The following is a 13642-nucleotide window of genomic DNA, read 5'->3' as shown; positions in this document are numbered from 1 at the left end:
CCCATGACTCTCACCCAGCACGACATCGACCGGGAGATCGCGGCCGAGCACGCCGCGTACGAGAAGCGGGTCGCCGACGGCGCCCCCGTCGAGCACCAGCCGCGGCGCGACTACGCCCCCTACCGCTCCTCCGTACTGCGCCACCCGAAGCAGCCGCCGATCGCCATCGACGTCAGCAAGGACCCGGAGCTGGTGGAGCTGCACTCCCCCGCCTTCGGCGAGCGCGACATCACCGAGATCGACAACGACCTCACCCGGCAGCACACCGGGGAGCCCATCGGGGAGCGCATCACCGTCGAGGGCCGCCTCCTCGACGGCACCGGCCGCCCCATCCGCGGTCAGCTGATCGAGATCTGGCAGGCGAACTCGGCCGGCCGCTACGCCCATCAGCGCGAGCAGCACGACGCCCCGCTGGACCCGAACTTCACCGGCGTCGGCCGCACGCTGACCGACGGCAGCGGCTGCTACCGCTTCACGACCGTCCAGCCGGGCCCGTACCCCTGGCGGCAGCACGAGAACGCCTGGCGGCCGGCCCACATCCACTTCTCGCTGTTCGGGACGGCGTTCACCCAGCGGCTCGTGACCCAGATGTACTTCCCGAGCGACCCGCTGTTCCCCTACGACCCGATCATCCAGTCGGTGACGGACGACTCGGCCCGGCAGCGGCTGGTGGCGACGTACGACCACAGCCTGTCCGTGCCGGAGTTCTCGATGGGCTACCACTGGGACATCGTGCTCGACGGGCCCGCCGCCACCTGGATCGAAGAAGGGCGCTGAGCTGCCATGACGAAGATCGACACGAGCCGCCCGGAGACGGTGCTCCCCACTCCGTCGCACACCGTCGGCCCCTTCTACGGCCATGCGCTGCCCTTCCCCGGCGGCGGCGACATCGCCCCCGTCGGCCATCCGGACAGCATCACGCTCCACGGGTACGTCCTCGACGGCGAGGGCCGGCCGCTCCCGGACGCCTTCGTGGAGCTGTGGGGCGCCGACCCGGACGGCCGCGTCTCCCAGGTCGACGGCTCGATGCGGCGCGACCCGGCCAGCGGCGGCTTCCTGGGCCGCAACGGCGTGGAGTTCACCGGCTGGGGACGCGTCCAGACGGACGCGGCCGGCCACTGGACGGCCCGTACGCTGCGGCCCGGGGCGCGGGGGCGGAGCGCGCCGTACATCAGCGTGTGCGTGTTCGCGCGCGGGCTGCTGGTGCACCTGTTCACCCGGATCTATCTGCCGGGCGACGACGGGGAACTGGCCGCCGACCCGCTGCTCGCCCGGCTGGACGAGGCGCGACGCGACACGCTGATCGCCGAGGAACAGGGCCCGGGCGCATACCGTTTCGACATCCGCCTTCAGGGCGAGGGCGAGACGGTCTTCCTGGAGTTCCAGTGAGTTCTGCCGACGGCGACGACACCGGCCTGCTCGCCCCCGGGTGGGCGGGCTCCCCCGCGGCCACCGCGACCGGCGACACGGCCTGGCTCCAGGCCCTGCTCGACGCGGAGGCCGCCCTCACCCGGGTGCAGGCCGCCCTGGACCTCGCCCCGGCCGGGGCCGCGCAGGCGGTGACGCGGGCGGCGGACGCCGGGCGGTTCGACGTACGGTCCCTCGCCGAGCGCGCCCGCGCCGGCGGCAACCCGGTCATCCCGCTGGTCGGCGACCTGACGAAGGCCGTGGGCGAGGAGTACGGCCCCTACGTCCACCGGGGCGCGACCAGCCAGGACATCATGGACACCGCGTCGATGCTGGTCGCCGCGCGCACCCTCGACCTGGTCCTCGGGGACCTGGACCGCACGGCGGGCGCGCTCGCCCGGCCGGCCGCCGAGCACCGCGACACCGCGATGCCGGGGCGGACGCTGACCCAGCACGCCGTACCGACCACGTTCGGGCTGAAGGCGGCCGGGTGGCGGGCGCTGGTGCTCGACGCCCGGGACCGGGTACGGACCGTGAGGGATTCGCTGCCCGCCCAACTCGGCGGCGCGGCGGGGACGCTGGCGGCCTTCGAGGCGTACGGAGCCGGCGATCCGACCGCGCTGCCGGCCGCGTACGCCCGTGAGCTCGGCCTGCGGGCGCCCGACCTGCCGTGGCACACCCTGCGCACACCGGTCGCCGATCTCGCCGGATGCCTCGCCTTCACGGCGGGCGCGCTCGGCAAAGTCGCCGTGGACGTGCTCACCCTCTCCCGCACCGAGATCGCCGAGGTCGCGGAGGGCAGCGGCGGCGGCTCGTCCGCCATGCCGCACAAGTCCAACCCCGTACGGTCCACCCTCATCGCCTCCGCCGCCCGCCGGGCACCGCAGCTCGCGGCCACGCTGTACGGGTCGCTGGCCGCGGAGGACGAGCGGCCGGCCGGTGCCTGGCACGCCGAGTGGGAGCCGCTGCGGGATCTGCTGCGGCTGGTCGGCGGAGCCGCCCGGGACGCCGTGGAACTGGCGGAGGGACTGCGGGTCAGGGCCGATGTCATGCGCGAACACCTGGACCTGACCCATGGGCTGATCGTCTCCGAGCGGCTGTCCGCCGAACTGGCCCCGGTGCTGGGCCGGGCCCGCGCCAAGGAGCTGCTGACCCGGCTCGCCGCCGAGGGGCGTCCGCTCCCCGAGGCACCGGAACTGGCGGACGTCGACCTCGACCCCACCCACTACACCGGCTCCGCCGGAGCCCTCACCGACCGTGCCCTGGAGCGACGTTGAAACTCCTCGACCACCGTGCCGAAGGGCCCGCCTCGGCACCGCCACTGCTGCTCGGACCCTCGCTCGGCACGTCGTCCGCCCTGTGGGACAAGGTCGCGCCCGAGCTGTCGGTCACCCATCGGGTGGTCCGCTGGGAGCTGCCGGGGCACGGCGGTTCGGCCGCCGATCTCATCGGGGCCGGCGCGACCGTCGCTGACCTCACCGGACTGCTGCTGTCGCTCGCCGACTCGCTCGGCATCGAGCGGTTCGCGTACGCGGGTGTCTCGCTCGGTGGTGCGGTCGGGCTGCATCTCGCCGTGCACCACCCCGAGCGGATCGACTCGCTGGCCGTGATCTGTTCTTCGGCCCACTTCAATGGTGCGAAGCCGTGGGAGGAGCGGGCCGCGCTGGTGCGCCGCGAAGGGCTCGCCGGGCTCGCCGAGAGCGCGGACGCCCGCTGGTTCACACCCGGGTTCACCGTGCCGGAGCTGGTGCGGGACCACCGCGACGCCGATCCGGGTGCCTACGCCGCCTGCTGCGACGCCCTCGCCGCCTTCGACCTGCGCGACCGGCTGGCCGGGATCTCCGCCCCGACGCTGCTGATCGCCGGACGCGAGGACCCCGCGACCCCGCCGGTGCACCTGCGGGAGATCGCGGACGCCGTGCCGGGTGCCGCGCTGGTCGAGATCCCGGGAGCCTCGCACCTGGCGCCGGCCCAGTGCCCGGAAGCGGTGCTCACGGCGCTGCGGGCGCACTTCGACGGCGGCGCCCGGCGCGGCATGGAGGTGCGGCGCGAGGTGCTCGGCGACCCGCACGTGGACCGGGCGCAGGCACGGCAGACGCCCTTCACCGCACGCTTCCAGGACTTCATCTCGCGTTACGCCTGGGGCGAGATCTGGACCGACCCGACGCTCACCCGCCGCGAGCGCAGCATGATCACCCTGACGGCGCTGGTCGCGCACGGCCACTACGACGAGCTGGCCATGCACGTCAGGGCGGCGCTGCGCAACGGTCTGACGCCGGACGAGATCGGCGCCGTACTGCTCCAGACGGCCGTGTACTGCGGGGTCCCGGCGGCGAACTCGGCGTTCGCGACGGCCCAACGGGTGCTCGCCGAAGAGGAAGGGTGACCCTGCTGGTCGTAGCTTCAGCGGCACCTCGCACATTGCCTCCGCCCGTGTCTACGGTGGGGGCATGTCCACGATTCTGATCACCGGCGCCACCTCCGGTCTCGGCCGCCACGTGACCTTCGAGCTGGTCCGCTCCGGGCACCGTGTCCTCGCACACGGACGGGACGCGGGCCGGGTCGAGCAACTCGTCGAGGAGCTGCGGGCCGAAGGCGAGGCCGAGGGGTTCGTGGCGGACCTGGCCTCGCTGGATCGGGTGCGGCAGCTGGCGGCGCATGTCGCCGGGGAGCATCCCGAGCTCGACGTGCTGATCAACAACGCCGGGGTGGGCTTCGGCTCACCCGGCTCGCGCCGTGAGCTCAGCGCCGACGGGCATGAACTGCGGCTCGCGGTGAACTACTTGGCACCGGTCGCGCTGACCCGGGCCCTGCTTCCCGTGCTGCGCGCGAACGCGCCCGCGCGGATCGTCAACGTCGGTTCGGCGGGCCAGGAGCCGATCGACCTCGACGACCCGGAGCTGTCCCGCGGCTACGACGGCACCGCGGCCTACCGGCGCAGCAAGTTCGCCCTCGCGGCCCACACCTTCGCCCTCGCCGAGGAGCTGGCGGGCACCGGGGTCGCGGTCAACGTGCTGCACCCGGCGACGTACATGGACACGGGGATGGTCCGCGAGGGCGGCATCACACCGTGGAACACGGTGGCCGACGGAGCACCGGGCGTCCTGGCCCTGGCGACACAGGACCTGGGCACGGGCAGCTACTTCGACGGCACGACCCCGTCCCGGGCGCACGAGGGAACGTACGACGCGAGCGTCCAGCGCCGATTGGCCGCGGTCACCGATCAACTCCTCAAGCTCTGACGCGCCCCGTCAGGGGCGTGGGGCGCTATCGATGTGCGGCTCCGCCACGTGGGCGCGACCAGCCCCCACGGCGCCGCAGCCGAAACCCAACCCCCCTCCCGGCCCCCTAGCGGAGCGCCAACGCCGCCTCGGCCTGAAGCACCAGCCCGTCCGCCCCGCACGCCTGCGCAAGCGTCATCCCTCGCCGCAACTCCGTGGCAGACCGCGCAGCGATCCCGTACTCGACTCGGGCCGCCGCGTGTTCGTACTGGCACGGCGAGGCTTCCAGATAGGTGACCGCCTGCTCGGCCAGACGCACCGCGCGCTGCCCGGTCTCCAACGCGGCGGCGCACCGCAGGGCCTCGCCGATCGCGGTGTCGGTGCCCAGGCGCTCGGCGTTGCGGCGGACCTCGGTGGCCAGACGGGCGGCACGCTCCGGGTCCTCGCTCGCCAGGACCCGGGTGAGGTCGACGGCCCAGGGGGCGAGCACCGGGTTGTGGTGGCCGCGCGCTTCGGCGGCCTTCTCCGCCGCCTCCAGTTCGTTGATGCCGTCCTTGGTGCGGCCGACGGCCAGGAGCAGCCGGCCGCGGACGGAGCGCGGGTCGGGCAGCACGATGGTGGACGGGTAGGGCGGGGCGAAACCGTACTGGTCGGCGATGTCCCAGGCCTCCTCGACATGGCCGCGGGCGAGCAGCGTGTCGACGAGGTTGCAGGTGGCCGACCAGTGCAGCGGCAGCCGTCGGCCGACGCGCTCGGCGAGCGCCAGCGACTTGCGCAGGGACGCCTCCGCCTCACGGAGCCGGCCGCGCCGGCGCAGCCCGAGTCCGACGTAGGCGTGGGCCAGGGAGAGGTGGCCGCCGCTCCAGCCGGCGGACTCGTACGCGCGCAGCGCCTCGTTGTAGAGGGCCTCGGCCCGATCCAGCCGGTCCGTGTAGGCGTAGGCGCTGGCCAGCATCATCGGCAGTTCGATGCCCCACTCGGGGTCGGTCCAGCCGAGTCCCGGGGCGAGGCGGCCGTTGACGAGGGCGCGGTCGCACACCTCGACGACCTCCTCGGCGTTCTCGCCGCGGGCCATGGCGTCGAAGCCGCGCAGTATGAGCAGGGCGCGCTCGGGGTTGTCGCGTCCTGTGCAGGTCTTGGCGAGTTCGGCGAGGCGGGTCGAGCGCCCGGGTGAGGTCGTCTCGCCCGCGTGGATGCCCTCCCACATGAACTGCACGGCCTGGAGCCGCAGCCTGGCCGGTCCGGCCGGGTGCCGGGCGGCCTCCGCCTCGACGGTGCGGACGGCCTCCTCCAGCTGGTCGTTGTGGAGGAGGGCCTGGGAGAGGCGGTAGACGGCGTCGACGCGTTCGTCGCCGTCCAGGCCGGGCATGGCGAGGGCGGTCTGGAGGTGGTCGATGGTCCTGGCGGGTGCGGTCAGCAGGGTGGCGCAGCCGAGTTCGTGGAGCACGCGCGCGTGGACCGCGGGCAGCGGCGGCTCCAGCAGGGCGCGCTCCAGACAGCGGCGGGCCGCGTCGGGGGCGCCGACGGCGAGGTGCTCGCGGGCGGCCTCACGCAGCTGCTCGACGAGTTCCTCGTCGTCGTCCGGGTGGACCTCGAGCAGGTGCCGGGCGGCGGCCGCGGCGCCGTGGCCGTTGTCGGTGACGACACGGGCGGCGATGCCGTGCATCGCGGTGCGCAGGGCATCCGGTATGGAGTTGTAGACGGCGGTGGCGATCAGCGGGTGCACGAACTGCAGGTCGCCGTCGTCGGGTTGGACGCCCGCCGGGTCGGACTCGGTGAGGATGCGGGCGGTGCGCAGCTTCTCGGCGCAGCGCACGGCCTCGTCCAGGTTCATGGTGGCGAGTTCGGCGACCAGGTCGACGGAGATGCCGGTGCCGAGGATCGCGGCCGCCCAGGCGAACCGGGTGGCCTCGATGCCGAGGGTCTCCAGGCGGGCGACGAGGCCGCCGCCGCGGGCCGCGCGGTTCAGGGCGCGCAGCTCGGCGGCCGCGGACTCGGTCGGCTCGAACTCGCTGTCCTGGACCTTGGCGAGGAGTTCGACGGTCTCGTAGGGGTTGCCGCCGGTGACCGCCCAGACCTCGCGGCAGAACGGGGCGTCGGCGTGCGCGCCCAGGGTGGCGCGGGTCAGGCCGGTGGTGGCGTCCGGGGTGAGCGCGCTCAGCGTGGCGACGGAGGAGCCGGCGGCGGCGACCGTGTCGAGGTGGCGGGCGCTGTCGCCGCTGCTGGTCTCGCCGGGGCGGCGGGCCACGACGACCAGGACGTTCTGTTCGCCGACGTGCTCGGCGAACGCGGCGAGCCAGCGCAGGGTCTCCTGGTCGGCCCAGTGCGCGTCGTCGATGAGCAGGACCAGCGGCCAGTCGCGGCGGACCAGCCTGCGTACGGCGGCGACCAGTCCGTCGCACACGCCCTGCGGGTCGGCCTGACGGTCCCCGGGCTCGGTAATGCCGAGGGCGGGACCGGCGATGTCGTACCAGTCGCCGAGGTACTCGCGTGCCTCCTCCGGCATCAGCGACAGCAGCGCGGGCTGGAGCAGCTGCCGTACGACGTTGAAGGGGACCTCGCTCAGCGTCTCGCTGCCGCGGGCGGACCACACCGTGCAGCCGCGGGTCTCGGCGATACGACGGGTTTCGGCCAGCAGCGCGGTCTTGCCGAGTCCCGCCTCGCCCCGGAGCACCAGGAGGCTGCCCGAGGAGGAGTTGTCCGCGCACAGCGCGTCGAGGGCCTCCTCGACCGCGGCGAGTTCCTCGTCGCGCTCCCAGAGGAAGGCCGAGGCGGCCGGTGTGGGCCGTACCTGCGTCATCCCGCTACCTCCCCAATGTCGCCCTGACGACGTACAGACCTCGAGCGTAGCCGTCCGGGTGACTGAGTGGAGGCCGGTCGGGGCAGCTGTTGCCGTGATGGGTGACAGCGAGTGCGGGCAGGCGACGCGAAGGGCCCGCGACCTGCCCCTGAAAACCTAAATGACAGTCAAAGACCAGCGGTCGAACCGGTATTCAGTCGACATCCGCGCGACGTCCGGCCGGCCCTTCGACGACTTGCGAAGGCACGGGGACGACGTTGGCCATCCATGAGCGAGGCACGGTCAGGTCCCGCAAGGCCCTGGTCGCGGGGTCGGTGGGCAACTTCATCGAGTGGTACGAGTTCGGTGTCTACGGCTACTTCGCGACGATCATCGCGGCGCGGTTCTTCACCCCGGAGGGCGGCAGCGAGGTCGAGGCGCTGGTGAGGACGTACGCCTCGTTCGCGTCGGCGTTCTTCTTCCGACCGGTCGGAGCGGCGCTGTTCGGCCGGCTCGGGGACCGGATCGGGCGTCGTCCGGTGCTGATCCTGGTGATCACGCTGATGACCGTGGCGACGACGCTGATCGGCGCGCTGCCGACGTACGCGACCGCCGGAGCCCTCGCGCCGTGGCTGCTGACGTTCCTGCGGGTGCTGCAAGGACTCTCGGCGGGCGGGGAGTTCGGTGGCGCGGTGTCGGTGATGACCGAATTCGCGCCACCGGGGCGACGGGGGCTGTACGGGTCGTGGCAGTCGTTCACGGTCGCGCTGGGGCTGCTGGGCGGCGCGGGGGTGGCGGCGCTGCTCGCGGCCGTCCTGACCGAGGAGCAACTCGGCGGCTGGGGCTGGCGCCTGCCGTTCCTGCTGACGCTGCCGCTGGGTCTCGGCGCGCTGTGGTTGCGGCTGCGGCTGGACGAGACGCCGGTGTTCCGGGAGGAGCGGCAGGCCGAGCGGCCGCCCGGGCGGGAGGTGGCGGGGGCGATCGCGCTGGGGGCGGGGCGGATCATGGGGTGGGCGGCGGCCGGCTACACCTTCCTGGTCGTACTGCCGTCGTATCTCCAGTCCACGCTGGACGCGTCCTTCCAGCAGGCGTTGATCGCAACGGTGCTGGCCAACTTCGGCTTCGCGGTCACGATCGTGCCGGCGGGCCTGCTCAGCGACCGGTTCGGACGCCGGCCGGTGATGCTGACGGGCGCGCTGCTCGTGGTGGTGCTCGCGGTGCCGCTGCTCAACCTTCTCCAGGACCCGGGCGTTTCCCTCACCGTGAAGGGTGCGGCAGTGTGGGGCGCGGGAGCCGTGGTGGGGCTGATGGCGGGCCCGGGGCCGGCGATGCTCGCGGAACTGTTCCCGACGAATGTCCGCTACACGGGGCTGGGACTCGCCTACGCGTTGTCCAATGCGGTGTTCTCGGGCTGCGCCGGCCTCATCATCACGGAGACGATCGAGCGGACGGGGAGCGCGGACATCCCCGCGTACTACGCGGCGGCCACGTGCGCGGTGAGCGTTCTGGCGCTGGCCCGGACCCCCGGGGCCGTGGCCGGCGGGCGCGGGTCCCGGGCGACGAGCGACCCGGTGGTGAAGGACACGAAGGGAAAGGCGAGTTGATCGGATGCGGGTGATCTGATGCGGGTGATCGGCCTGATGTCGGGCACGTCGTACGACGCCATCGACGCCGGCGCCGCCGACCTGGTCCTCGACGGCAACAATCTTGTCCTCAGGCCGCTGGGGCTGGTGAGCGAGCCCTACGACGAGACGCTGCGGGAGGCGCTCGCGGCGTCGCTGCCGCCGGGGACGACCTCGATGGCCGAGGTGTGCCGGCTCGACACCCGCATCGGGCGGGCCTTCGCCGCGACGGCCGTGCGCGCGGTGCGTGAACTGTGCGACGGGCGGGCGGAGTTGATCGCCTCGCACGGGCAGACCGTGTACCACTGGGTGGCGGACGGCCGGGTGCACGGCACGCTCCAGCTCGGGCAGCCCGCGTGGATCGCCGAGGCGACCGGGCTGCCCGTGGTCGCCGACTTCCGCTCGCGCGACATCGCCGCCGGCGGCCAGGGCGCGCCGCTGGTCAGCCTGGTCGACCTGCTGTGGCTGCGCGGCCGGCCGGGCACGCCCGTGGCGCTGAACCTCGGCGGCATCGCCAACCTCACCGCGCCCGACGGCACCGCCTTCGACACGGGACCGGGCTGCGCGCTGATCGACGCGGCGGCGCGGGGGTTCAGCGGCGGCCGGCTGTCGTACGACGTGGACGGGGCGCTGGCCGGTAGCGGCGCCGTCCATGAGCCACTCCTGCTGCGACTGCTGGAGGAGCCGTACTACGCGTTGCCCGCACCGAAGACGACCGGCAAGGAGTTGTTCCACCTGGGGCATCTGCGGGACGCGCTGTCCGGTGTCGGCACCCTGCCGGCCGAGGACGTGGTCGCCACGCTGACCATGCTCACGGCACGGACAGTCGCCGACGCCGTGGGCGCGCTGGGCGCGACCGAGGTCATCGCCTCGGGGGGCGGGACGCGCAATCCGGTGCTGATGCGGATGCTCGGGCAGCGGCTGCCCGGGGTGGCGCTGCGCACCTCCGACGAGCTGGGTCTGCCGTCGGCCGCGAAGGAGGCGTACGCCTTCGCCGTACTGGGCTTCCTGACCGCGCACGGTCTTCCCGGCACCGCACCCTCGGCCACCGGCGCCCGGCACGCGCGCGTGCTGGGTTCGATCACCCCGGGCCGGGACGGACTGCGGCTTCCGCCGCCGGCCGGGCGGCGGCCGGTGCGGCTCGTCGTGGAGTGACGCAGGGCCGTGTGCCGCGGCGCGGCGGGCGAGATCAGCACCCCCGGGGCCGACATTCGGGACTTCGGGCCGGGTCCTCTCATCCCGCTTTCACCGACGCCTCATACGGTGGGTCCATGACGCAGGCGACTCCTCCCGGCTGGTACCCCGATCCCGGCCGGCAAAGTGACGGTCCGCCCACCGAGCGCTGGTGGGACGGCAAGGCATGGACGGACCAGGTCCGGCCCGCGGGGCCGGCCGACGGATGGAGCCCTCCGGAGCAGCCGGCGGCCGCCGCGCAGCCTTCGGCGCATCCGGACCAGCCGCATCCGGACCACCCTCACCAGCCGGCCCTTCCGGTGTATCCGGGCCATCCCGTGCACCCCGGGTATCCCGGCCAGGTGCAGTCCGGCGGGCGGCGAGGTCTGCGCACGGGCATAGCCGTGGGGGTGGCGGCCGTCGTCCTCGCGAGCATCGGGGTCGGCGTGTACGCACTGACCGCGAACGACAGCTCGAGCGGCGCCTCCAACTCCCGGCAGCGCTGGGTGGACCTGGTGGACAGGAAGGTCCCGGTGGCGGGCAGGGCGGCCCCTTCGGGGACTCCGGCGGCGGTGACGGCGGGTCCGGTGGGCAGTCGCCCGCGCCGGAGGGTTCCGAGGCGCCGAGGATCGAGAGCGGTTCGGTGGCCGACGCGGTGAACGGGATCAGCGTCCCCGTGCCGGACGGCTGGTACGGCCAGGAGATCACCGTGGGTGCACAGGTGTCGTCGAAGGAGTCGTACAAGTGCCCCGCCGACACCTCCCAGACCTGTATGAAGGGCGGCGCCTACTCGGCACCGGCGCTCGCGCTCGGCACCAAGGGCGACACCGCCGAGGAGGTCGCCAAGGCGGACATCGCGGCGAACGCCGACGAGTCCTACGGCAAGGGGTACGGCAAGATCACCTCGCACGAGGTGCTGGCCTCCAAGGCGGTGACCGTGGCCGGGCAGAAGGGCTATCTGGTCCGCTGGAAGGCGGTCACGAGCAAGGGCGCCGACGGCTACGTCGAGTCGCTCGCGTTCCCCTCCCCCACCAACGAGCGGCAGATGGTCGTGGTCCGCTTCGGCGTCGACGTCGGTGAGAAGCAGTCGGTCATCGACGAGATCACCAAGGGCATCAAGGTGTCCGCGGGCGGCGGCAACGGCCAGGACGTCTGACCCACCCCGGCCCCGCCCGGTCCGCCCCGGTCCGCCCCGGACACGAGGCGGCCGGGCGGGACTCCTCTCCGCTCAGGAGGAACCCCACCCGGCCGGGGGGTGCGCGCCGCCCCCGTCCCCACGGTGCGGCGCGGAACAGGTCACCGTCCAGTCATCCCGTGGACGGCGGCCTGGGTCCTATCCGAGTCCGAGCGTCGGAAGCACGGCGGCCTCCACGAACCGGACGATGTACTCGGGGTCGGCGTCCTCGCCCTCCAGCACGGGCCGGGCACGCAGCACTCCGAAGATCTGGGCGGGGATGTACTCCAGGGCCGGATTGTCCGCGGCCACCTCTCCGCGCTCCACGCCGCGCTTCAGGATCTGCCGCAGCGCGTCGATCTCGGGGTCGATGAGCGCCTCGCGCAGCGCCTTCTTGAGCTCCGGGTCCTCCATGACGGCGTGCCCGAGTGCCTGCAACAGCCGCGTGTCCTTGGCCGACCACGCCCCCGCGGCCCGCGCGGCTTCGCGCAGGTCGTCCGCGAGCGTGCCGGTGTCGATGCCGTCGAAACGGGTCTGCCGGCTGGCGCGCAGCGCGGCCGCCACGAACTGCGGCTTCGTCTTCCACTGCCGGTAGAGCGTGGCCTTGCTGCACCGCGTGCTGGCGGCGACGCCCTCCATGGTCACGGAGTCGTAGCCGCAGGCGCGGACCTGTTCGAGGACGGCGTCGAAGAACTCCTGCTCACGCTCGGGCGTGATCTTGGAGCGGCGCGAGGCGGCGACCGTCTCCGGTCCGTCCGCGGCCTGCGACGTCATCTGCTCGTCTCCTCGCTCTGGTGCCACGCCCCGCCCTGTCCCGGGGCCCGTCTTCCAGTGTGTCGCACGTCTATCGAAACGCCACTGTACCGGAACGCCAACGTATCGGTACAGTGACGTATCGGTACAGACGCGTTTCGGTACGCGTCCGTACCGATGAGTTCGCCGAACCCGCGGAGTCATCAGCTCGACAGCACAGCCAGCACCACCCACGTCAGCGAAAGGGCCGGGGGAATGAATGCCCGCACCGAGCCTTCAGAGGCGAAGACCGCGACAGCGCGGCCTCCGCTCGTCCGGGAGCTCCTGCTCGTCGCAGGGCTCTTCCTCGTGTACAAGTTCGGCCGCCAGCTGGCCACGGGCCACACCGCCGAGGCCTTCCGCAACTCGGACCGCGTGTGGGACCTGGAACGGACCCTTCAGCTGCCCGGCGAGAGCTCGGTGCAGAACCTGCTGCTGCACGGCGACACGCTCATACACCTCGCGAACACCTACTACGCGACCGTCCACTTCCCGGCCACCGTCGCCTTCCTGGTCTGGCTGTATCTGCGGCGCCCCGCTCACTACGTCTGGGCCCGCCGCGTCCTCGCCGCCGTCACCGCCTCCGCCCTGGTGGTGCACCTGACGTTCCCGCTCGCCCCGCCGCGGATGCTCGCCGCGACCGGACTGCTCGACACCGGGCAGATCTACGGCCCCTCCGTGTACGGCTCACCACAGACCGACCACCTGTCGAACCAGTTCGCGGCGATGCCGTCGCTGCACTTCGGCTGGGCCCTGATGGTCGCGATCGGCCTGATCGCGGCGACCCGCTCGCGCCTGCGGCGGCTGTGGCTGCTGCACCCGCTGCTCACCCTGCTGGTCATCGTGGGCACGGCCAACCACTACTGGCTCGACGCGATCGTGGCGACGGCCATGCTCGGCATCGCACTCGCCGTGATCAAGCCGCCGAGGCACACCGCGACAGCGGCCCGGCGCGGCACCGAGAAGCCCGTGCCGGCGGCCCGGGGCGAGGCAGCCGTCGACGACGAGTCCGCACTCGTGGGAGCGGCCCGATGAGCGCCACCGTCCTCGCCGTCGTCCTGTCGCTGCTCTCCGCCGTCGCCTACGCCGCCGCGGCCGTCGCCCAGGAGCGGCTGGCCTCCCGCGCCCCCGGCTCGGGCCTGCTGCGGCTGCTGGGCTCCGGCGCCTGGTGGGGCTCGGTCCTGCTCAACGGCTCGGGCGCGCTGCTGCACGTCGTGGCCCTGAAGTACGGTCCGCTGACCGTGGTGCAGCCGCTCGGCGCGCTCACCCTCGTGGCCGCGGTGCCGCTGGGCGCCCGCCTGGCGGGGCGGCGGGTCAGCGGGGTGGAGTGGCGCGGTACGGCGCTGACGCTGGCCGGCCTGGGCGCGATCCTCGTCACGGCGTCCGGGCCCGCGCCCGACGACGTGCTGAGCGCCCCCGAGGCGCTGGCGGTCGCGGCGGTGACCGCGGCCCTGATCGGCATGCTGTCGCGGGG

10 protein-coding genes and 2 pseudogenes are annotated in these 13642 nt (G+C 73.3%); 10 read left to right on the top strand and 2 right to left on the bottom strand.

Going from position 1 to position 13642, the window contains the following annotated elements:
* The first annotated feature begins 3 nt into the window (after positions 1-3).
* From pcaH to AC3ETA_RS34200, 5 genes are all read left to right on the top strand, one after another.
* On the top strand, positions 4-777 hold the full coding sequence (pcaH, locus tag AC3ETA_RS34220) for a protocatechuate 3,4-dioxygenase subunit beta (protein WP_432196783.1): 774 nt from the start codon (positions 4-6) through the stop codon (positions 775-777).
* Positions 778-783: 6 nt separating this feature from the next.
* The gene (gene pcaG, locus AC3ETA_RS34215; RefSeq protein ID WP_432196782.1) at positions 784-1389 is read left to right on the top strand and encodes a protocatechuate 3,4-dioxygenase subunit alpha; all 606 of its coding nucleotides are present in this window, start codon (positions 784-786) and stop codon (positions 1387-1389) included.
* On the top strand, positions 1386-2684 hold the full coding sequence (gene pcaB, locus AC3ETA_RS34210) for a 3-carboxy-cis,cis-muconate cycloisomerase (protein ID WP_432196781.1): 1299 nt from the start codon (positions 1386-1388) through the stop codon (positions 2682-2684). Before pcaG ends, pcaB begins: the two co-directional genes overlap by 4 nt.
* Positions 2681-3793, top strand: a complete 1113-nt coding sequence (gene pcaDC, locus AC3ETA_RS34205; RefSeq protein WP_432196780.1) for a bifunctional 3-oxoadipate enol-lactonase/4-carboxymuconolactone decarboxylase PcaDC — start codon at positions 2681-2683, stop codon at positions 3791-3793. Before pcaB ends, pcaDC begins: the two co-directional genes overlap by 4 nt.
* Positions 3794-3857: 64 nt before the next feature.
* A complete protein-coding gene (locus AC3ETA_RS34200; protein WP_432196779.1) occupies positions 3858-4649 on the top strand; it encodes an SDR family NAD(P)-dependent oxidoreductase in 792 nt (263 codons plus the stop codon).
* Between the two features lie 106 nt (positions 4650-4755).
* Here AC3ETA_RS34200 and AC3ETA_RS34195 read toward each other — a convergent pair whose 3' ends face one another.
* Positions 4756-7428 carry an ATP-binding protein gene (locus AC3ETA_RS34195; protein WP_432196778.1) on the bottom strand — a complete coding sequence of 891 codons (2673 nt, stop codon included), beginning with the start codon at positions 7426-7428 and terminating at the stop codon, positions 4756-4758.
* A 257-nt stretch (positions 7429-7685) separates the two neighbouring features.
* On the opposite strand from AC3ETA_RS34195, the gene AC3ETA_RS34190 reads away from it, so the two are divergent.
* The 3 genes and pseudogenes from AC3ETA_RS34190 to AC3ETA_RS34180 all read left to right on the top strand — a co-directional run bounded on the left by AC3ETA_RS34190 (position 7686) and on the right by AC3ETA_RS34180 (position 11358).
* Positions 7686-9011: an MFS transporter gene (locus AC3ETA_RS34190; RefSeq protein WP_432196777.1), complete on the top strand. Its 1326-nt coding sequence runs from the start codon at positions 7686-7688 to the stop codon at positions 9009-9011.
* A gap of 18 nt (positions 9012-9029) precedes the next feature.
* The gene (locus AC3ETA_RS34185; protein WP_432196776.1) at positions 9030-10184 is read left to right on the top strand and encodes an anhydro-N-acetylmuramic acid kinase; all 1155 of its coding nucleotides are present in this window, start codon (positions 9030-9032) and stop codon (positions 10182-10184) included.
* A 116-nt stretch (positions 10185-10300) separates the two neighbouring features.
* A pseudogene (locus AC3ETA_RS34180) lies at positions 10301-11358 on the top strand (DUF2510 domain-containing protein).
* A gap of 177 nt (positions 11359-11535) precedes the next feature.
* Here AC3ETA_RS34180 and AC3ETA_RS34175 read toward each other — a convergent pair.
* Positions 11536-12150, bottom strand: coding sequence for a TetR/AcrR family transcriptional regulator (locus AC3ETA_RS34175; protein WP_432196775.1), 615 nt, complete (start codon positions 12148-12150; stop codon positions 11536-11538).
* A 234-nt stretch (positions 12151-12384) separates the two neighbouring features.
* On the opposite strand from AC3ETA_RS34175, the gene AC3ETA_RS34170 reads away from it, so the two are divergent.
* On the top strand, positions 12385-13203 hold the full coding sequence (locus AC3ETA_RS34170; protein WP_432196774.1) for a phosphatase PAP2 family protein: 819 nt from the start codon (positions 12385-12387) through the stop codon (positions 13201-13203).
* Positions 13200-13642, top strand: a pseudogene (locus tag AC3ETA_RS34165) (hypothetical protein); the annotation flags it as partial. The gene AC3ETA_RS34170 and the pseudogene AC3ETA_RS34165, both read left to right, overlap by 4 nt.

It is taken from the genome of Streptomyces sp. bgisy027, assembly GCF_057710365.1.
The sequence above is the reverse complement of the archived record's forward strand: the minus strand, read 5'-3'. Positions and strand labels throughout refer to the sequence as shown.